At 70.3% G+C, this 18,669-nt stretch carries 20 protein-coding genes and 1 pseudogene; 13 read left to right on the plus strand and 8 right to left on the minus strand.

The window, feature by feature from the left end; translation table 11 throughout:
• The first annotated feature begins 116 nt into the window (after window positions 1–116).
• From OHO83_RS42060 to OHO83_RS42085, 6 genes and pseudogenes are all read left to right on the plus strand, one after another.
• Window positions 117–1,172 (plus strand): chitinase, encoded by a 1,056-nt coding sequence (locus OHO83_RS42060; RefSeq protein WP_266680388.1) that lies wholly within the window; start codon window positions 117–119, stop codon window positions 1,170–1,172.
• Between the two features lie 107 nt (window positions 1,173–1,279).
• Window positions 1,280–1,690 carry a VOC family protein gene (locus OHO83_RS42065; RefSeq protein ID WP_266571662.1) on the plus strand — a complete coding sequence of 137 codons (411 nt, stop codon included), beginning with the start codon at window positions 1,280–1,282 and terminating at the stop codon, window positions 1,688–1,690.
• 67 nt (window positions 1,691–1,757) lie between these two features.
• A complete protein-coding gene (locus OHO83_RS42070) occupies window positions 1,758–2,198 on the plus strand; it encodes a helix-turn-helix transcriptional regulator (RefSeq protein WP_266680391.1) in 441 nt (146 codons plus the stop codon).
• Between the two features lie 5 nt (window positions 2,199–2,203).
• A complete protein-coding gene (locus OHO83_RS42075; RefSeq protein WP_100594656.1) occupies window positions 2,204–2,830 on the plus strand; it encodes a glyoxalase in 627 nt (208 codons plus the stop codon).
• Between the two features lie 57 nt (window positions 2,831–2,887).
• Complete coding sequence (locus OHO83_RS42080; protein WP_266680394.1) at window positions 2,888–3,382, plus strand: iron chaperone; 495 nt, start codon at window positions 2,888–2,890, stop codon at window positions 3,380–3,382.
• 81 nt (window positions 3,383–3,463) lie between these two features.
• A pseudogene (locus OHO83_RS42085) lies at window positions 3,464–3,646 on the plus strand (SAM-dependent methyltransferase); the annotation flags it as partial.
• Between the two features lie 35 nt (window positions 3,647–3,681).
• Here the strand turns inward: OHO83_RS42085 and OHO83_RS42090 are convergent.
• On the minus strand, window positions 3,682–4,641 hold the full coding sequence (locus OHO83_RS42090) for an NAD(P)H-dependent flavin oxidoreductase (protein WP_266680396.1): 960 nt from the start codon (window positions 4,639–4,641) through the stop codon (window positions 3,682–3,684).
• Window positions 4,642–4,853: 212 nt separating this feature from the next.
• On the opposite strand from OHO83_RS42090, the gene OHO83_RS42095 reads away from it, so the two are divergent.
• Window positions 4,854–6,101: an MFS transporter gene (locus OHO83_RS42095; protein WP_266680398.1), complete on the plus strand. Its 1,248-nt coding sequence runs from the start codon at window positions 4,854–4,856 to the stop codon at window positions 6,099–6,101.
• On the opposite strand, the gene OHO83_RS42100 is transcribed toward OHO83_RS42095, so the two are convergent.
• Window positions 6,094–7,008: a LysR substrate-binding domain-containing protein gene (locus OHO83_RS42100; RefSeq protein ID WP_266680400.1), complete on the minus strand. Its 915-nt coding sequence runs from the start codon at window positions 7,006–7,008 to the stop codon at window positions 6,094–6,096. The genes OHO83_RS42095 and OHO83_RS42100 overlap by 8 nt on opposite strands.
• Before the next feature lie 144 nt (window positions 7,009–7,152).
• Between OHO83_RS42100 and OHO83_RS42105 the strand changes: the two genes are divergently transcribed.
• The 3 genes from OHO83_RS42105 to OHO83_RS42115 all read left to right on the plus strand — a co-directional run bounded on the left by OHO83_RS42105 (window position 7,153) and on the right by OHO83_RS42115 (window position 9,342).
• Complete coding sequence (locus OHO83_RS42105) at window positions 7,153–8,163, plus strand: aldo/keto reductase (protein WP_266680402.1); 1,011 nt, start codon at window positions 7,153–7,155, stop codon at window positions 8,161–8,163.
• Between the two features lie 34 nt (window positions 8,164–8,197).
• Window positions 8,198–8,620: an SRPBCC family protein gene (locus OHO83_RS42110; protein WP_266680404.1), complete on the plus strand. Its 423-nt coding sequence runs from the start codon at window positions 8,198–8,200 to the stop codon at window positions 8,618–8,620.
• A 158-nt stretch (window positions 8,621–8,778) separates the two neighbouring features.
• The gene (locus OHO83_RS42115; RefSeq protein ID WP_266680406.1) at window positions 8,779–9,342 is read left to right on the plus strand and encodes a dihydrofolate reductase family protein; all 564 of its coding nucleotides are present in this window, start codon (window positions 8,779–8,781) and stop codon (window positions 9,340–9,342) included.
• 56 nt (window positions 9,343–9,398) lie between these two features.
• Here the strand turns inward: OHO83_RS42115 and OHO83_RS42120 are convergent, their stop codons facing one another.
• Window positions 9,399–10,187: a PP2C family protein-serine/threonine phosphatase gene (locus OHO83_RS42120; protein WP_266680408.1), complete on the minus strand. Its 789-nt coding sequence runs from the start codon at window positions 10,185–10,187 to the stop codon at window positions 9,399–9,401.
• A gap of 169 nt (window positions 10,188–10,356) precedes the next feature.
• On the opposite strand from OHO83_RS42120, the gene OHO83_RS42125 reads away from it, so the two are divergent.
• A complete protein-coding gene (locus OHO83_RS42125) occupies window positions 10,357–11,724 on the plus strand; it encodes a phosphoribosyltransferase family protein (protein WP_266680410.1) in 1,368 nt (455 codons plus the stop codon).
• A gap of 120 nt (window positions 11,725–11,844) precedes the next feature.
• On the opposite strand, the gene OHO83_RS42130 is transcribed toward OHO83_RS42125, so the two are convergent.
• The 3 genes from OHO83_RS42130 to OHO83_RS42140 form a co-directional block, all read right to left on the minus strand.
• Window positions 11,845–12,432 carry a TerD family protein gene (locus OHO83_RS42130; RefSeq protein WP_116501250.1) on the minus strand — a complete coding sequence of 196 codons (588 nt, stop codon included), beginning with the start codon at window positions 12,430–12,432 and terminating at the stop codon, window positions 11,845–11,847.
• A 173-nt stretch (window positions 12,433–12,605) separates the two neighbouring features.
• Complete coding sequence (locus OHO83_RS42135; RefSeq protein WP_266680412.1) at window positions 12,606–13,820, minus strand: acyl-CoA dehydrogenase family protein; 1,215 nt, start codon at window positions 13,818–13,820, stop codon at window positions 12,606–12,608.
• A gap of 6 nt (window positions 13,821–13,826) precedes the next feature.
• Window positions 13,827–14,861: a phosphotransferase family protein gene (locus tag OHO83_RS42140; RefSeq protein WP_266680414.1), complete on the minus strand. Its 1,035-nt coding sequence runs from the start codon at window positions 14,859–14,861 to the stop codon at window positions 13,827–13,829.
• A gap of 522 nt (window positions 14,862–15,383) precedes the next feature.
• Here OHO83_RS42140 and OHO83_RS42145 point away from each other — a divergent pair.
• Window positions 15,384–16,199: a DUF899 domain-containing protein gene (locus tag OHO83_RS42145; RefSeq protein WP_266680416.1), complete on the plus strand. Its 816-nt coding sequence runs from the start codon at window positions 15,384–15,386 to the stop codon at window positions 16,197–16,199.
• A gap of 96 nt (window positions 16,200–16,295) precedes the next feature.
• Here OHO83_RS42145 and OHO83_RS42150 read toward each other — a convergent pair whose 3' ends face one another.
• Window positions 16,296–16,667: a DUF6083 domain-containing protein gene (locus OHO83_RS42150; RefSeq protein WP_266681760.1), complete on the minus strand. Its 372-nt coding sequence runs from the start codon at window positions 16,665–16,667 to the stop codon at window positions 16,296–16,298.
• A gap of 307 nt (window positions 16,668–16,974) precedes the next feature.
• Between OHO83_RS42150 and OHO83_RS42155 the strand changes: the two genes are divergently transcribed.
• Window positions 16,975–17,286, plus strand: a complete 312-nt coding sequence (locus tag OHO83_RS42155) for a hypothetical protein (protein ID WP_266680418.1) — start codon at window positions 16,975–16,977, stop codon at window positions 17,284–17,286.
• A 10-nt stretch (window positions 17,287–17,296) separates the two neighbouring features.
• On the opposite strand, the gene OHO83_RS42160 is transcribed toward OHO83_RS42155, so the two are convergent.
• Window positions 17,297–18,637, minus strand: a complete 1,341-nt coding sequence (locus OHO83_RS42160; RefSeq protein ID WP_323187141.1) for an HAD-IIA family hydrolase — start codon at window positions 18,635–18,637, stop codon at window positions 17,297–17,299.
• Window positions 18,638–18,669: the final 32 nt, after the last annotated feature.

The following is an 18,669-nucleotide window of genomic DNA, read 5'->3' on the forward strand; positions in this document are numbered from 1 at the left end:
GAATCGACCCCAACTCCCCATTGGTCCATACCCATTGACGAAAGGTCTGGACCTCTCTACCGTGCGTCGTGCTCACGCCAACCCCCACTCGCCCGGCGATCCTGCGGAGGCCCCCCATGTCCCGTCGCAGTCGTACGTCCCGTCTCCTCGGCGCAGCCCTCGCGGCGGCCGCGTCCCTCTCCACCGTCCTCGTCGCGGCGCCCGCCGCCCCCGCCGCCGACACCTGCGCGACCAAACCGCGACCGGCCGACAAGGTCCTCCAGGGGTACTGGGAGAACTGGGACGGCGCGTCCAACGGCGTGCACCCGCCGTTCGGCTGGACCCCCATCACCAACCCTGAGATGGCGCAGCACGGCTACAACGTCATCAACGCGGCCTTCCCGGTGATCCGTTCCGACGGCACCGCCCTGTGGGAGGACGGCATGGACACGAACGTCAAGGTCGCGACCCCCGCCGAGATGTGTCAGGCCAAGGCCTCGGGCCAGACCGTCCTGATGTCCATCGGCGGCGCGGCGGCGGGCATCGACCTCAACTCGACCGCCGTCGCCGACCACTTCGTCGAGACCATCGTCCCGATCCTGAAGAAGTACAACTTCGACGGCATCGACATCGACATCGAGACGGGTCTCACCAGCAGCGGAAACATCAGCCAACTCTCCACATCCCAAGCCAACTTGGTCCGCATCATCGACGGCATCCTTGCCCAGATGCCCGCCGGTTTCGGCCTGACGATGGCCCCCGAGACGGCGTACGTCACCGGCGGCAGCGTCACGTACGGCTCGATCTGGGGCGCGTACCTCCCCATCATCAAGAAGTACGCCGACAACGGCCGCCTGTGGTGGCTCAACATGCAGTACTACAACGGCAGCATGTACGGCTGCTCCGGCGACTCCTACGAGGCCGGCACCGTCCAGGGCTTCACCGCCCAGACCGACTGCCTGAACAAGGGGCTCGTCGTCCAGGGAACGACCATCAAGGTCCCCTACGACAAGCAGGTTCCCGGTCTGCCCGCCCAGCCCGGCGCGGGCGGAGGCTACATGTCGCCGAGTCTGGTGTCGCAGGCATGGAACACGTACGGCGACGGCCTCAAGGGGCTGATGACCTGGTCGATCAACTGGGACGGGTCGAAGGGGTGGACGTTCGGGGACAACGTCAAGGGACTGGAGCAGTAGTCGCACCGGGTCGTGGGCATGCCCCCTCGCTCCACTGGGGTGAGATCCGGCCCGGCCGGTCAGGATTGGAGAAGCGCAGTCCGCCGGGCCGCTACTAACGTGGTGCCATGGACATCACCATTCACACCACCTCGCTCCCGCACGACGACCCGGACGCTTCCCTGGCCTTCTACCGCGACGTCCTCGGTTTCGAGGTCCGCAGTGACGTGGGCCAGGGCAAGATGCGCTGGATCACGGTCGGTCCCGTCGGCCAGCCCGGCACGTCCATCCTCCTCGCGCCGCCGGCCGCGGACCCCAGCATCAGCGAGGACGAGCGCCGCACCATCGCCGAGATGATGGCCAAGGGCACCTACGGCTGGATCCTGCTGGCCACCCGGGACCTGGACGGCACGTTCGAGAAGGTGCAGGCAGCCGACGTGGACGTCGTGCAGGAGCCGACCGAGCAGCCGTACGGCGTCCGAGACTGCGCCTTCCGTGACCCCGCGGGCAACATGGTCCGCATCCAGGAGCTTCGCTGAGCCCTGCCGTGCCAGGTGGCCCCCGGGTCCCCTGGCGCGCGCGGACACCCATGAAGGTAGGTGTCGTATGTGCCATCCCGCCTGGGGGCGTGCGCTCGCCCAGGACGAGCGGCTGAAGGACCTGGTGCGACTGCGCCGTGTCCGTGACCGGATCGACCGGGCGTACGCGCAGCCGCTGAACATGGAGGCGCTCGCCCGCCGCGTGAAGTGGCCGGCCGGGCATCTCAGCCGGCAGTTCCGGCTCGCGTACGGCCAGTCGCCGTACGCATTTTTGATGACGCGTCGTGTCGAGCGGGCGAAGGCGTTGCTGCGCGGCGGCGACCTCACGGTCGCCGAGGTCGGCTTCCTGGTCGGTTACTCGTCGCAGGGCGTCTTCCGTACGCGTTTCACCGAGCTGGTCGGCATGACGCCCGGCGCGTACCGGTTCGGGGTGGCCGCCGCGACGGGGACGCCGCCGATACCGGTCAGGAATGGAGAAGCATTCCTCGCCGAGCCGGAACTAGCGTGATGTCCATGACCTCCATCGAGTCCATCACCCTCGAAGTGGCCGACCCCACGGCCGCCCAGCGCTTCTACACCGCCGCGTTCGGCCTGGACACGCAGGTCGGACTGAGCGCCTCCGAGGCGCCGACGACCGGCTTCCGCGGTTTCTCGCTGTCGCTCACGGTGTCCCAGCCGGCCGACGTCAAGGCACTCATCGGCACGGCCCTCGACGCCGGCGCCACGCCCCTCAAGCCCGTCACGAAGTCCCTGTGGGGATACGGCGGCGTCGTCCAGGCACCGGACGGGACGATCTGGAAGGTCGCCACGTCCGCGCGGAAGGACAAGGGCCCCGCGACCCGGCAGATCGACAGCATCGTGCTCCTGCTGGGCGTGGCGGACGTGGCCGCGAGCAGGCAGTTCTACGTCGACCGCGGTCTCACCGTGGCGAAGAGTTTCGGCCGTAAGTACGTCGAGTTCGAAACACCGTCGAGCCCGGTCAAGCTGGCTCTCTACGGGCGCCGCGCGCTGGCCAAGGATGTCGGCGTCCCCGTCGACGGCAGCGGATCGCACCGGCTCGTACTCGGCGGCGACGCCGGGACCTTCACCGACCCGGACGACTTCGCCTGGCAGGCCACCACGGTCGCCTCCGCCGCCTGATCTGAGCCACCCCCGTCCCCCTCGCCCTGACCACGCGTTGCCCGAGAGGAACCTGCCATGCCGAACCCGCAGAGGACCCCGAAGAGCGCCAGGAGCACCACCGGCACCGTCACGGCCGACAAGACGTACGACGGGTTCACCGAGGAGGAGCGAGGCGCGATGAAGGAGCGCGCCAAGGAACTCAAGGCGTCCTCTCGACGCGGATCGCGCACGTCCAAGGCGGACGGTGACAGCGAGGTGCGCGCCAAGATCGCCGAGATGCCGGAAGCGGACCGTGTCATCGCCGAGCGCATCCACGACATCGTCAGGACCAGCGCCCCGGACCTGGCCCCGAAGCTCTGGTACGGCATGCCCGCGTACGCCAGGGACGGCAAGGTCGTCTGCTTCTTCCAAAGCGCGCAGAAGTTCAAGACGAGGTACGCCACGCTCGGTTTCAGCGATCTGGCGAAGCTCGACGACGGCACCATGTGGCCCTCCGCGTACGCCCTGACCGAGTTGAACGCCGACGACGAGGCGCGGATCGGCGCGCTCATCAAGCGGGCGGTCAGCTGAGGCCGGCCCGCCTCAGAACGGCGCCCGCCCGGTCTCCTTCACCTCGGTGTCCCTCAATCGCCTCACGATGAGAGGGAGTTGATGCCTGGCGGCCGGTACAGCGGGATCGACACCAGCGGGCCGCACACCGCGTGGATCTGGAACTACTGGCTGGGCGGCAGGGGCAACTAATCCGTCGACGAGGCGGCGGGTGGCCAGATCCGGCAACTCCACCCGGGCATCGTGGACTACGCCTTGGCCGACCGGGCGTTCCTCGGGCGAGCGGCCTACGCGTCTTGATCACGTAGGCAGTCGGTATGTCAGCGGCGGCCCGCGCGGGTCAGCGCTTCCTGCGTCTGAGCGGCCAGGGCGGGGACGAGGTCGGTGGCCGACGGGAGGTCGGTGATGAGGTCGACGGCTTCGCCGGCCCACACCGGGAGCGGGGGCACCGTGCCGCGTTCCACGTCGTCCTGGTAGTTCTGACGGGCCTGGGGGTCGGCGGCGAGTTCCGCCTCGCGGCCGCGCCAGTGGTCGAGATACGGGTGGCCGAGGGTGCGGGCGGGGTACTTCGCCGGCCATCGGGAGCCGCGGGCAATGTCCAGTACCGTGCTGCGCTCGGTGTCCCGGCCGCGTCCTTCGAGGATCGCTTTGGTGATCGAGGGGGCGACCAGGGCCTCCGTGGTGGCCTGGAAGCGGGTGCCGATGAGTGCTCCGGCGGCGCCCAGCACGAGTGCGGCCGCCACGCCGCGGCCGTCGGCGATCCCGCCGGCTGCCAGTACGGGCACCGGGTCCACAAGGTCCACGACCGCCGGCACGAACGGCAACGTGGAGCGCCCGTGCCGGGCTCCGTGCCCCCCGCTCTCGGTCCCCTGGGCCACGATCACGTCGGCGCCCAGGTCCACGGCCTGCTCGGCCTCCTCCAGATCCGTGACCTGAAGGATCAACAGCGCGCCCGCGCGGCGGACCCGCTCCGCGTACGGGCCCGGGTCGCCGAACGACAGCATCACGGCCCTCGGTCCGTACTCCAGCGCCCGCTCCACCGCGGCGGCGTCGATGCCCCAGGTCAGGAATCCGATGCCCCACGGACTGCCGGTGCCCGCGACGATCGGCACCTCGCGCGCCAGCCACTCCGGGTCCCCGAACGCGCCGCCCAGGAATCCGAACCCGCCGCCGCGTGAGACGGCTGCGGCCAGCGCGCCCCCGGCCGACCCACCCATGGGCGCCAGTGCGATCGGGTACCGCACGCCGAACATCTCCGTGAACGCCGTCGACAACGTCATGGCCACATCATCGCGGCCCGCCGATCCCCTTTCGAGCCTCAGGCCCGCGCGATTCCCGGTTCGTCGCCGGGAGATCCACGCTGCCCGAGTGTCCGCACAACGACTGGTTGTGTTCTCATGGCGGGTCGGTTGTTTGATCTCGTCGTCTGCTCCTCGCTTTGATGTCGGCGGTCGGCATGTGGTTGTCGGGGGCGGCGAGAGGTGCGGTGGGCGTGAAGGGCAGGCGGGCGCTGGGGCGGCGGTTCGGGTGGTTGTGGGCGGCGTTCGCGGTCAGTTCGTACGGCACGGGGTTCGGGTTCGGTGCGTTCCCCTTGATCGCGATCCTCGTGCTGCACTCCGGGCCGACGCAGGTGGCGGCGCTGGCCGCCGCGGGGCGGGCCGTGGGGGCCGTGGTCGCGGTGCCGCTCGGGCCGTGGATGGAGTTCCGGCGTAAGCGGCCCGTCATGATCGCGATGGACCTGATCCGGTTCGCGGCGCTGATGACCGTCCCCGTCGCGTTCGCGTTCGGCGGGCTCAGCTTCGCCCAGCTCCTCGTCGTCTCCGTCGTCGTCGCCGCGGCCGACATCGCCTTCAAGGCCGCAAGCGGCGCGTATCTGAAGTCGCTCGTGCCACCGGAGGACCTGCTCGTCGCGAACGGCCGGTTCGAGTCCACGACATGGACCTCGATCGTGGTCGGGCCACCGCTCGGCGGGGCCGCGATCGGGATGTTCGGCCCCGTGACGACGGTGATCGCCGACGCGGTCAGCTACCTGCTCTCGGCGCTCGGCATCCGCGCCATCGGAGGGACGGAAGCGCGTTCCGCGCGGGCCGCCGCTCCACGGCTGCGCGCGGGCGATCTGCTCGAAGGGTGGCGCTACATCATCGGCCACCGCACCCTGCGCCCGCTGTTCCTCAACTCGATCGTCGTCAACGGCCTCATCATGGCCTCCGAGCCGCTGATCGCCGTGCTCATGCTGAGCCGGCTCGGCTTCGCACCCTGGCAGTACGGTCTCGCGTTCGCGGCCCCCTGCATCGGTGGACTCATCGGCTCACGGATGGCGCACCCGCTGGTGGCACGGTTCGGCCAGCGCAAGGTGATGCTCACCGTCGGAGCCCTGCGTGCGTGCTGGCCCATCGGGCTGGCATTCGTCCAGCCCGGAGTTCCCGGGATCGTGCTCGTCATCGCCGTCCAGCTCGGCCTGGTGACCTGCTGCGGCCTGTTCAACCCCGTGCTCGCCACCTACCGGCTCGAACACAGCGACCCCGAGCGGGTGGCCCGCACACTGTCCGCGTGGTCGGTCAGCAGCAGCCTGTCCATCGCCGCGCTGACGGCTGTGTGGGGTGTGATCGCCGCCGTCACCGGCCCCCGCACCGCGATCGCGATCGCCGGGGTCGTCCTCCTGGCCACCCCGCTGCTGCTCCCGCGCCGCGAGAAGGAGCCCCGGAACGCGCGGGAGCAGGCCGCCGCCGGCATCACCTGACCGGCTCGTCCGCGACGTCCTCGGTGTTCAGCACGGTCGCACGGAAGGATGTGACGACCGGGCGCAGATCGATCTGGTGCCAGGCGGCCCAGAGGCGTACGGACCTTTGGAACCACGGCAGTTCACGGACCGTGACCCCCGGGGTGTCGCCCCGCAGCATGCTCTCCTGGACCAGCGCCATGCCGAGGCCGGATGCGGCCAGACCGAGCGCGGTCAGGGGTTCGGGGGCTTCGAGCCGGATGTCGGGCGTGAACCCGGCCGCCGTGCAGGCGGCCACGAAGTCGTCACGCCAGGACGGCTGTTGGCTGTTCTCGATGGCGATCCACGGCTGATCGTCGAGGTCTTCGGGCAGGATCCCAGGCTTCCCGGCAAGCGGGTGGCTGCTCGGCATGGCCAGGAGCAGAGGGTCTTCCAGGAGGAGGGCGCTGCGCAGGTCGGGGTCCGCCTCGGGGGGCGCCTCCGGCACGAGGGCGATGTCCAGGCTGCGCTGGCGCAGGCCCTCGAACTGCTGGGCCGCGGTCAGGTCGTAGAGGGCGACGTGGATGCCGGGCCGCTCGTCGTGCAGCGCGCGCAGGGCCTGCGGCAGGATCCCGGTGTGCATGGCGTCGCCGACGTATCCCACGCACAGGCCGCCCTCCTCACCGCGGCCGAGACGGCGGCCGAGGTTCTCGAGCCGGTCCGCATGCCGCAGCAGGGCCGTGGCCTCGGTGAGGAAGACGCGGCCGTCGGAGGTGAGGCGCAGGCGCTGCTGGCTGCGCTCGAACAGGGTCAGGCCCAGGTTCTTCTCCAGCTGGGCGATCTGCCGGCTCAGCGGCGACTGGGAGATGTGCAGGCGATCGGCGGCCCGGCCGACGTGCTCCTCCTCGGCCACGGCCACGAAATAGCGAAGTTGTCGCAGGTCAAGCATGTAAGACCTCAAGGGACTCAAGTGTGTCCAAGCGAGTCTTGGACAGTCTGACCCCTCGATCCTAACCTCGACAGAGCAAGAGCCGCGGAGCAGGAGAAATCATCCTGAGCTTCGCATCACGTGACAGACAGAGAGATTCCACTCATGGGTATCAAGTCCCTCCTGCCGGGACCCCTCGGCTTCGGTACCGCCCCCCTCGGCAACATGTTCCGCAGCATCCCCGACGAGGAGGCCACCGCCACCGTCGAGGCCGCCTGGAACCAGGGCATCCGCTACTTCGACACCGCGCCCTTCTACGGTGCGGGCCTGTCCGAGCTGCGCCTCGGCGAAGTGCTGGCCGACCGGCCGCGTGACGAGTACGTGCTCAGCACCAAGGTCGGCCGCGTCATCCTGGACGAACTGGAGGACCCCGCTGACCGCGACCTCGGTGAGAAGGGCGGTCTCTTCGAGCACGGCCGCGCGAACAAGATGGTCGACCTCTACACCGCGGACGCCACCCTGCGCTCCATCGAGGACAGCCTCGAGCGCCTGCGGACGGACCGGCTCGACATCGTCTGGGTGCACGACGTCGCCCAGGACTTCCACGGCGACGACTGGCTCGCGGTCTACGAGACGGCGCGCACCGGCGCCTTCCGCGTCCTGCAGAACCTCCGCGACGAGGGCGTCATCAAGGCCTGGGGTCTCGGCGTCAACCGGGTGGAGCCGATCGAGCTGACTCTCGACCTGGACGAGCCCAAGCCCGACGCGTTCCTCCTGGCCGGCCGCTACACCCTGCTCGACCACAACCGGTCCCTGCAGCGCCTGCTGCCCGCCGCCACCGCGCAGGACATCGACATGGTCGTCGGCGGCCCCTACAGCTCCGGCATCCTCGCCGGCGGCCGGCACTTCGAGTACCAGAAGGCCCCGGCGGACATCATCGCCAAGGTCGAGAGGATCAAGGCGCTCGCGGCCGGGCACGGTGTCAGCATCAAGGCCGCCGCCCTGCAGTTCGCCCTGGCGCACCCGGCCACGGCCGCCGTCGTGCCCGGCGCCACCCGGCCCAGCCGCATCGCCGAGGACGTCGCCGCTCTCAAGGAGACCGTCCCGGCCGCCTTCTGGACCGCGCTCCGCGACGAACGGCTCATCGCCGCCGACGCCCCCACTCCCACAGCCTGACCACCGGCTTCACAGCACGCGAAAGGAACAGCACATGGCCACCACCGCCACCGCCACCATCGACCTCCCCCGCTCCGCCGACGACGTCTGGCAGCTCATCGGCGGTTTCGACTCCCTGCCCGACTGGCTCCCGTACATCCCCGAGAGCGAGCTGAGCGAGGGCGGCCGCGTACGCCGCCTGACCAATCAGGACGGCGGCGTCATCGTCGAACGCCTCAAGGCCTTCGACCACGACGAGCGCACCTACTCCTACGCCATCGAGCAGGCGCCGTTCCCCGTCACCGGCTACCTCTCCACGCTGACGGTGCGCGACATACCCGGCGCGCCCGGAACGTCGAGGGTGGAATGGACGGGCTCGTTCACACCCGTCGGCGTCAGCGAGGCCCATGTCGAGCAGCTCTTCCACGGCATCTACGCGGACGGCCTCGCGGCACTGCGCAAGACCCTCAACTCCTGAGACCGGCCCCGGTGTTGGGCCGGTCACGTGCTGCGTCGGCCGCTGTCCCCCGACGCTCGGCCCGGAAGTCCTGGGCAGTCCCGTCAGATGCCGATGACTTTCCGGGGTGGGACCGGTCATGAAGGGTGGACCAGCCCCCGTTCGGAAGGAGGCGCGGCATGCGCACTCTGGCGATCACCCAGAACATCACCGTCGACGGCTGCGTCGAGATGCTCACCGATTGGTTCGAACCGCAGGCCCAGGGCAACGCGGACATGGCCGATGTACTGGAGGAGGGCCGTCGCCAGGACAGCCGGTCGGACGCACTGCTCCTGGGCCGACGCACCTTCGAGGACTTCCGCGGCTACTGGCCCGGGCTGACCGACGACACCACAGGCATCTCCGACTACCTCGACCAGGTGCGGAAGTACGTGGTGTCCAGCACCATCGAGGACCCGCAGTGGGAGAACTCGACCGTGCTGTCCGGCGACGCGGTCAAGGAGGTGGCCGCGCTGAAGGCTCTGGAGGGCGGCAAAGACATCGTGCTCACGGGCAGCATCACCTTGGCCCACACGCTGATCGAGGCGGGCCTCGTCGACGAGTACCGCCTCTTCGTGTACCCGGTCGCCCAGGGCCGTGGCAGGCGACTCTTCCCCGATGGTCACGAAGTCCCGCGGTTGCGCCTCGTGGACGCGAAGTCGTTCGAGAGCGGTATCGTGCTGCTGCGCTATGTCCCGGCCTGAGGGCGGGGGAAGGCCCACTGGCGCGGAGGCGGGGCGGCCGGTCGGTCGTTGTCGGGTCAGCCGGTGACGGTGACCAGCGCGATCGTGACGTTGTCGGGACCCCCTGCGGCCATGGCCGCCTTCCACAGCTCGAAGACGGCCCGGCCCCCGTCGTGCGCCCGAAGGATGCCGTCGATCTCGTCGTCGAGCACGGGGTCGGTCAGGCCGTCGCTGCACACCAGCATGCGTGTACCCGGGGTGAGCGGTGACGTGCTGACGTGCGGCTTGATCGCGCTGAACGTCGGTGCGCCACCGAGCGCCTGCGTGACGATCGACGTGGTGCGTTGGCCCTGCGCGAGGGCCGGGCTGTCGTCCACGCTGAGCTGGTGGAGCGTGTCGTCCGTGGCGGCCCGGGCGCCGGCGGGGTCGTCGGTGCCGTCACCGGCCGGGCCCACTTCGATCACCCTGCTGTCACCGACGTTGAACACGAGCAGTTCCTGTTCGAGGATCACGACACCCGCGACGGTCGTCCCCATCGTCGACAGCTCCGGGGCGCGGTCGGCCGCCGCGTACACGGCGTGATTGCACATCCCCAACGCGTCACGCACCGCTTCCTCGCCGTCCAGCGCGGGCCCGAACAGGGCGAGCCGGCGGACGACGAGGCTGCTGGCCACCTCGCCGGCCGGCTGCCCGCCGATGCCGTCCGCGACAGCGACCACGAGTGGACGGCCGAGCGGGAACGCCATCGTCTGCGGATTCTCGGTCACCGTTCCGCACAGCGTCCACGGGCCGACGACCAGGCTGTCCTCGTTGTGCTCGCGCCTGAGCCCGGGGTGGCTCAGCGCCGTGACCGATATGTACGGCATAGCCGGTGCCGCCTCTCCGCGAAGGAGCGCATCATCCGCACCACCATTGTCGCGCCGGAGAGCGGCTCGCGTCCCGAGTTGCGCGGTGCCGCGAACGGGGTTAGCCCGGAGGTAAGGGCAGACGCAGGCCTGCCGTCACCTGCGAGGGGCTCCGAGAGGGGCGAGCGCTGTGCGGTTCACGGATCGTACTGATGCCGGGCGGCTACTTGCCGCAGCGGTGCAACATCTGCGTGATGAGGGGCCGGTGGTCCTCGGGCTGCCCCGTGGCGGGGTTCCGGTCGCCTTCGAGGTGGCGCGTGCGCTGGGCGCCCCGCTCGATGTGATCGTGGTCCGCAAACTCGGCGTCCCGTACCAGCCGGAACTGGCCTTCGGTGCGATCGGCGAGGGCGGCGTACGGGTCCTCAACGACGATGTCGTGCGCCACTGCGGGATCGACCCCGACCGCATAGCGGCCGTCGAGCGCGCGGAGCGACAGGAGCTGGAGCGGCGGGCACGACGCTACCGCGGCGGTCGGCCGGCGCCGGCCGGCGAGGACGGATCGGTGGTGAGGGGTGAGGCTCCCACGGTGATCGGTGAGGCCCGTACGGTGATCGTGGTGGACGACGGGATCGCGACCGGCGCCACGGCGGCGGCCGCATGCCAGGTCGTCCGGGCGCAGGGCGCCGCCCGCGTGGTCCTCGCCGTGCCGGTGGCACCGCCCGACGCGGTGCGCCGACTGAGCGCGGTGGCCGACGACGTGGTGTGCCTCTCCGTACCGCCCCTGTTCGGTTCTGTCGGCGAGTGGTACCGCGACTTCTCGCAGACCACCGACGAGGAAGTGGCCGCTTGTCTGGCGCGGGCCGTGGCGGATCCCGCACGCGTCCGGCCCGCACCGGTCACGACCGACGTCGAGGTGGACGCCGCCGGAGTCCGGCTCGCCGGAGACCTCGCGCGGCCGGAAGGGGCCGCGGGCCTGGTGATGTTCGCCCACGGCTCCGGCAGCAGCCGGCACAGTCCGCGTAATCGGGCGGTGGCGGAGGTGTTGCAGGAAGCGGGCCTCGGCACGCTGCTGTTCGACCTGCTCACGCCCGCCGAGGAAGCCGACAGGGGCAACGTCTTCGACATCGGCACGCTCGCCGGCAGGCTGGCGGGAGCCACCCGCTGGCTGCGCGAGCGCGAGTCGGCGCCGATCGGATACTTCGGTGCCAGTACCGGGGCCGCGGCGGCGCTCCGGGCGGCCGCCGACGACCCGGACATCGGCGCCGTGGTGTCCCGCGGCGGACGGCCCGACCTCGCCGGGCCGCGCCTCGACGACGTACGAGCGCCGACCCTGCTCATCGTCGGCGGGGCCGACGCGACGGTGCTCGGCCTCAACCGTGCCGCCCAGGCCCAACTCCGTTGCGAGAACAGGCTGGAGATCGTGCCAGGAGCCACGCATCTCTTCGAGGAACCCGGAACGCTCGACCGGGTCGCCGACCTCGCGAGGCAGTGGTTCACCACGCACCTGACGGCAGGCAGCGCCCCTCCGGCGTCGGCGCGCGGGGCGCCACATCGCTGAGCGGTTCCTCACCGGGACCTGACAAGCGGTCTCTCCCCGGCGCAGGCGGTCCCCCACCGGGACCTGAGAAGCGGAGCCGGGCCCGTACACGACGAGCCCGGCCTTCCCACCTGTCGATCCCTACCGGTTGCTCACGGCGAAACGCATCAGCGCCCGCTCGTCACCTTGCTTGATCTTCCCGGTCTCGTTCAGGACCTCGAGCTTCCAACTGCCGTCGACCCGGATCGCCTTGGCGACACGGCAGCCGTTGTCGTTGGTGAGCAGGCTCGGCCAGATGTCGGCGACCTGCTGAGAGGTGCCACCGGTCGCGTCGTACACCTTGAAGCTGATGTTCCGCGCCTTCTGGAAGGAGCTGGACTTCTTGTACGCGGCGGCCACGAACACGATCGACGTGATGTTCGTGGGGATGCGGCCGAACTCGACGGTCACGGTCTCGTCGTCCCCGTCACCGCGCCCCGTCTGGTTGTCGCCGCTGTGCACCAAGGAGCCGTTGCCCAGCGGGTCCAGGGAGTCGAGGCCTGCCAGCCGTACCGGGTCGGCGCCCTGCAGCGCGATGGCGATGAGGTCGAGGTCCGTGCCGACGTTCCGGCGGAGCTTGCCCATCAGCCCGCCGCTGCTGCCGGCGGTGGGGTCCCAGGACACTCCGATCGACAGGTGGGTCACACCGTCGAGGTCGGCCGGTCCGTCTTCCTTGGTGAGCGTGATCATGTGAATTCCTCGTGATGGTGGAGTGCAATGCATGAAGTCTGCCGATATCACTCGTCGCTCGATACACCAGGTCCGAAATTGGCGACGGTAAGGGCACTTCGACAGACGCGGCCCCCGCCCGACCGGGCAGGGGCCACATCGCCATTCCGGCTCCGGTGGGCCGGATCCACGTGTTAGAGGTACTTCTTCAGCTCGCGCCGTGCCAGCGAGCGCTGGTGGACCTCGTCGGGGCCGTCCGCGAGGCGCAGGGTGCGCGCGGCCGCCCAGAGCTCGGCCAGCGGGAAGTCCTGACTGACGCCGCCCGCTCCGTGCAGCTGCACGGCCCGGTCGATGATGTCGACGACCGTGCGCGGGGTGGCGATCTTGATGGACTGGATCTCCGTGTGGGCGCCCTTGTTGCCGACGGTGTCCATCAGCCAGGCCGTCTTGAGGACGAGCAGGCGCAGCTGCTCCACCGCGACCCGCGCGTCCGCGATCCATTCCTGCACGACACCCTGCTGGGCCAGCGGCTTGCCGAACGCGGTACGCGCCACGGCCCGCTTGCACATCAGCTCGATGGCCCGCTCGGCCATGCCGATCAGCCGCATGCAGTGGTGGATGCGGCCCGGGCCGAGCCGCGCCTGGGCGATGGCGAAGCCGCCGCCCTCCTCGCCGATCAAGTTGCTCGCCGGGACGCGGACACGGTCGAAGACGACCTCGGCGTGACCGCCGTGGTAGTGGTCCTCGTACCCGTACACCTGCATGGCGCGCCGGATCTCGAGGCCGGGGGTGTCGCGGGGGACGAGCACCATGGACTGCTGGCGGCGGATGTCGGAGCCGTCGGGGTCCGTCTTGCCCATCACGATGAAGATCTTGCAGTCCGGGTTCATCGCCCCGGAGATGTACCACTTGCGGCCGGTGATGACGTACTCGTCGCCGTCGCGCTCGATGAGCGTGGTGATGTTCGTGGCGTCGGAGGAGGCCACCTCCGGCTCGGTCATGGCGAACGCGGAGCGGATCTCACCGGCGAGCAGGGGCTCCAGCCACTGCTTCTTCTGCCGCTCGTCGCCGAACTGGGTCAGGACCTCCATGTTGCCGGTGTCGGGGGCCGCGCAGTTGAGGGCCGTGGGCGCCAACTGCGGGCTGCGGCCGGTGATCTCGGCCAGCGGCGCGTACTGGAGGTTGGTCAGCCCGGCGCCGTACTGCGCGTCGGGCAGGAACAGGTTCCACAGGCCCTGCCGCCTGGCCTCGGCCTTCAGCTCCTCGACGACGGGCGGGGTGTCCCACGGGGAGGCGAGCTGCGCGCGCTGCTCGTCCGCGACGGCCTCGGCCGGGTACACGTGCTCGTCCATGAAGGCGAGGATCTTCGCCCGCAGTTCCTCGGTGCGCGCGTCGAATGCGAAGTCCATTGCGGGTCAGCCTTTCTGAAGGGTCGTCAGGCCGTGATCGATGAAGACGGGCACAAGCTCACCGATACGGTCGAAGCCGGCGCCGACGGTCTGGCCGAGGGTGTAGCGGTAGTGGATGCCTTCGAGGATCACGGCGAGCTTGAACCACGCGAAGGCCGTGTACCAGGAGACGGCGGACACGTCGCGCCCCGAGCGCGCGGCGTACCGCTCGATGATCTCGGCGGGGTCGGGGTGCCCAGCGGCCGCGGCCGTCGTGGAGACGGGGGAGTCCGGCACCTCCAGCTTCGCGCTGTACATCACCAGCAGGCCCAGGTCGGTGAGCGGGTCACCGAGCGTGGACATCTCCCAGTCGAGGACGGCCTTGATCCGGTCGACGCCGTCGGCGTCCTCGTTGATCAGGACGTTGTCGAGGCGGTAGTCGCCGTGCACGACCGTGGGGGCCGGCGAGGTCGGCAGCGAGCGGCCGAGCGCCGCGTGCAGCTCGTCGACGCCCGCCAGCTCGCGGTTCCTGGACGCGTCGAGCTGCTTGCCCCAGCGCCGCAGCTGCCGGTCGAGGAACCCCTCGGGCCGTCCGAAGTCCGCGAGGCCCACCTCGGCGGGGTCCACGGCGTGCAGGTCGACAAGGGTGTCCACGAGGCCCAGTACGGCGGCGCGGGTGCGCTCCGGGCCCAGCTGCGCGAGCTGGTCGGCCGTGCGGTACGGCGTGCCCGCCACGTACTCCATCACGTAGAACGGCGCCCCGAGCACGCTGTCGTCCTCGCACATGAGCAGCGCCTCGGGCACCGGCACGGACGTCGGGTTCAGGGCGCTGATCACCCGGTACTCGCGCTTCATGTCGTGCGCGGTGGCGAGCACATGGCCCAGCGGCGGACGCCGGACCACCCACGTCGACGAGCCGTCGCCGACGATGTACGTCAGGTTCGACCGGCCGCCCTCGACGACCCGCCCGGACAGCGGACCGGCCACGAGCCCCGGGCGCTCCCGGTCGAGGTGGCCGCGCAACTGGTCGAGATCGAGACCTGGAGGGTGGCCGGCACTCATCTTTGCTCCTACGGGACGTCTGAACTGGACGGACTCATCATCCTGACTAGTCGGTATGTCGTCCAGTGGGCGCCACTAAAGTGATCGGAGTCTCAGCCGGATCCGGACTTCCGAGGACGCTGCCGCGGCAGGTGACCGAGCGGAAGAGGGCGGCTCACGCCGGCAGCCGTCGCGATGTCGGCGATCGTCGGCCGCTTGCCGGACTTCGCGCCGCGCGCCGTGGTTCACCATCTCCGCGCCGGGACCAGTTAGGGAGTCGAGCGCGGAGTGCGCTTCGGGCAGCAGATGAAAGGCGTTCCGCACGTCGATGCCTCGCGGGACGTGGTGGCAGCGACACTTTGGCGGACCGGACGCGACGCGTTCTGGGGCGCGTGGGTGAGCTTGCCGGCCCTGCGTGGTCCGGGCAGGCTCGACCGGGGCGCCCCTGCCGCGATGAGTTCCGGCCGGGTCGAGAGTCTGTTGTGGTGACCGTCGTAGAACGCCGTACGTCGCCGCCCGGCAAGTGAGACCACGGAGGACACCATGACGACCACGCCGAGCCACCCGGCCGCCGAGCTGCCCGGCCGCCCGCCCATCGTCGACCTGGCCACCTGGCAGGCCGCCCGTGACGAGCTGCTGGTCCGCGAGAAGGCCCACACCCGCGAGGGCGACGCCATCGCCGCGGCCCGCCGCCGGCTGCCGATGGTGGAGTTCGACGGCAAGGTCGAGGTCGTCGGACCCGACGGTCCGGTCCCGTTCCTGGACCTGTTCCAGGGCCGCGACGAGCTCGTGGTCTACAAGCACATGTGGTACGACGGCGCACCGCCCCAGGGGCAGTGCGAGGGCTGCACCACCACGGCCTGGTCCATGAAGGACGCCGTCTACCTCAACGCCCGCGGCGTCTCGTTCGCCATCGTGACGACGGGCCCGTGGGACGAGGTGGCCTCCTTCGTCGAGTTCATGGGCTACACCCAGCCCTGGTACTCGGTGCGTCACGTGGAGGGGCCTGCCGGCGGAGACATGGGTTACGTCGCCTGCTTCCTGCGCGAGGGCGACCGCGTGTTCCTCACCTACTCCACGACGGGCCGTGGCAACGAGCGGATCAACGGGTCCCTCGGCCTGCTCGACATGACGCCCTACGGCCGCCGCGAGGGGTGGGAGGACAATCCCGAGGGCTGGCCCGAGGCCGCTGAGGCCGGCGCGCCGGTGGGTGGGCACGGCGCGCCGATCTGCTGGTACTGGCGCTCGGACGCGGACGGGAACGCCACCTGGGGCCCGACCAGCCGCCCCGCGCCGCAGTGGACCCGTCCCGACGCGACCCCCGTGGAGACGCTCGGGCGTCGCGGCCCGCACCACTGACGCGACTTCGCCGACGGGGGCGATCCGCGGGGCCACCACCCCGTGGACCGCCTCTTCGCTCAGACCTGGGCGGGTCGGTCCCGACTGCCAGGAAAGTCACCCCACGTCGGGCAGTTGGTCGTCTCCGGGAGCCGGCGCCGGTTCCTGGCGCCGAGCCATCCGCTTGTTCTCATCCCGCAGTGTCGTCAGCCACGGCCACAGATCGGGCAGTCTCTGCCCGGCGCAGGCCAGCCGATGCTCGATCCGGCACCGCTGCGTGCCGTCCACGGGACACACGCCGTACATCGCCACCCGGCCGTCGGACAGCTCGATCCACCGACGCTCCGGCGGCACCAGGTGTGCCGGCACCCGCATCCCGGGCTCCAGGAGCACCCAGTCCTGCTCGAGCGTGGCCACCCGATCCTGTGGCAGCCCGCAGTGCGGACACCGGAACTGCCCGCCGCCGATCCTCGCGACCCCCCCTGCCAGAACCCCTCATACTGCGAGCCTGCGGTCCATGGCGCCCCCACACACGTACGACTTAGGACGGGACACCTGTGCCCAGTGAGGCATCAGATGCCACACGAGGCGACACCCGCCACATCTGGCTGTCCGTGCCTCAGAAGGGGAGGCCGGACAGGCGCCGTAGACAGACAGTGTCAGAAGCACACGTCCCCGTTGGAACAGAATGCGACCGAGGTGACGCGACGTATGGGGAGGATCAGTCGGACCGGACAGCGCGTCGTCATGATGATGCGTAGGACGCGGGAACGGGGAGTTCGGCCAGGACGACGGCATGGAACTCACCTACCAGGACTGGGGCGACTCCGATCTGCGCTTCCTCACCCCCATGGGCAGGAGCGCCGGCACCACGCCGGAGGCCTGCAGCAGCGGCGTGGACACCGACACGCTCCCGGCCGCGATTTCCGCCGACGACCTGGACGCGGGGAAGACCCTGACCAAGGGCATGGTGTTGTGCACCGTCACCAGCGACGACAACCTGGCGATGCTGCGTATCACCGACGTCCTGCCCGACACCAAGCAGGGTTTGTCCAGCGACATGCCTGACTACGTCACCACGCTGACCCTCTGGAAGCGCAACAAGTAGGCCAAGGCGCTCAGCGGGAGTCCGAGGCCGGCCGTTCGAGGAAGTCGGGGAGCGCGGCGAAGGAGTCGAGCACGTGGTCCGGTGTGCCCTCGGCTGAACGGTGTGTCTCCGGAAGGTACTTGCCGGTCCTGACGAGGACGCCGGTGATGCCGCTGCGCTGGGCGGCGAGCACGTCGGACTCGATGTCGTCGCCCACCATGAGAGTCGCGGACGCATCGGCGCCCAGGTGGGCGAGCGCGGCGGCGAAGAAGGCCTCGGACGGTTTGCCGGTGATGCTCGCCTCGACCCGGGCGGCCCGCTCGAGCCCGAGAAGGAAGGCGCCCGTGTCGAGGTCGAGCCCGTCGGCCGTGCGCCAGTAGAGGTTCCGGTGCATGGCCACGAGGTGCGCTCCGCGCTGCAGGTGGTGGAAGACGCGGTTGAGGGCCGCGTAGCCGAACTCGTCCCCTGCGCCACCGACCACGACGACGTCCACGTCCGCGTGTGCCTCGGGCTCGACAAGGGTCACGCCCGCCAGATCTTCCTGGATGTCACCGGCGTTGAGCAGCAGGCAACGGGCGCCCGGGTGGTGCTCCCGAAGGTGGGCGGCGGTGACGGCCGGGGCGGTGAGAATGTCGTCGACCGCGACGGGGAAACCCGCATCCGCAAGGCGTGAGCAGATGGAGGCGCGTGTACGCGAGGTCGTGTTGGTGACCAGCGCGAGCGGGAGCCCCGCGGCGCGCAGCCGCTCCATGGCCTCGACGGCACCGGGGAGAGGCTCCCAGGACACCGTGAGCACGCCGTCGATGTCGATGAGGACTGCGCGGATCGCGCCGGTTCGCTCTCGCTCCATAGGACGACGGTAGCCGCGGCCCGGCTGACTCCGGGGTGAGGGCCGTCCGAGTCGCGCGATCCCTCCCGCTCCGCCTGAGCCAGGGCGGGGCCCGACGCCCGGCATGGCATCTTGTCCGCCCGCGACGCGGCGGTCGATGCGCATCGACCGATTGCGGTCGATCGCACATTTCCTCTTCACCGCCGGGATCTCACTCCGTGGGCTCTGTAGGGATTCCATGCGGGCGATGATGCCGAGGGCCAGCTCCGTGGCCCGTGTCGTGTCGCTCGATCGCGGTGCGGAGGGTGCGCAGCCAGCGTTCCGTGATCGAGTTCGTGCGGGGTACGCGCGCCCCCTTCCCCGTCTTTGACGTGATCCGTACCGCCGACTCCGTTCAGGACTACGGCGCCGCAGTCCGCGACGCCGTTGCTTCCCTCGTGGGGCCGTCCGACCCATGGGTGGCTTGCGCAGACGCGTGCCGGACTGGTACAGGCGAGCACCGGCTGCCAAACGGGCTCGGCGCCCCCGGGACCGCCCAGGCATGAACGCGCTCGCTACGCGCCCTTGACCGCCAA

The organism is Streptomyces sp. NBC_00569 (assembly GCF_036345255.1).
GTDB lineage: Bacteria > Actinomycetota > Actinomycetes > Streptomycetales > Streptomycetaceae > Streptomyces.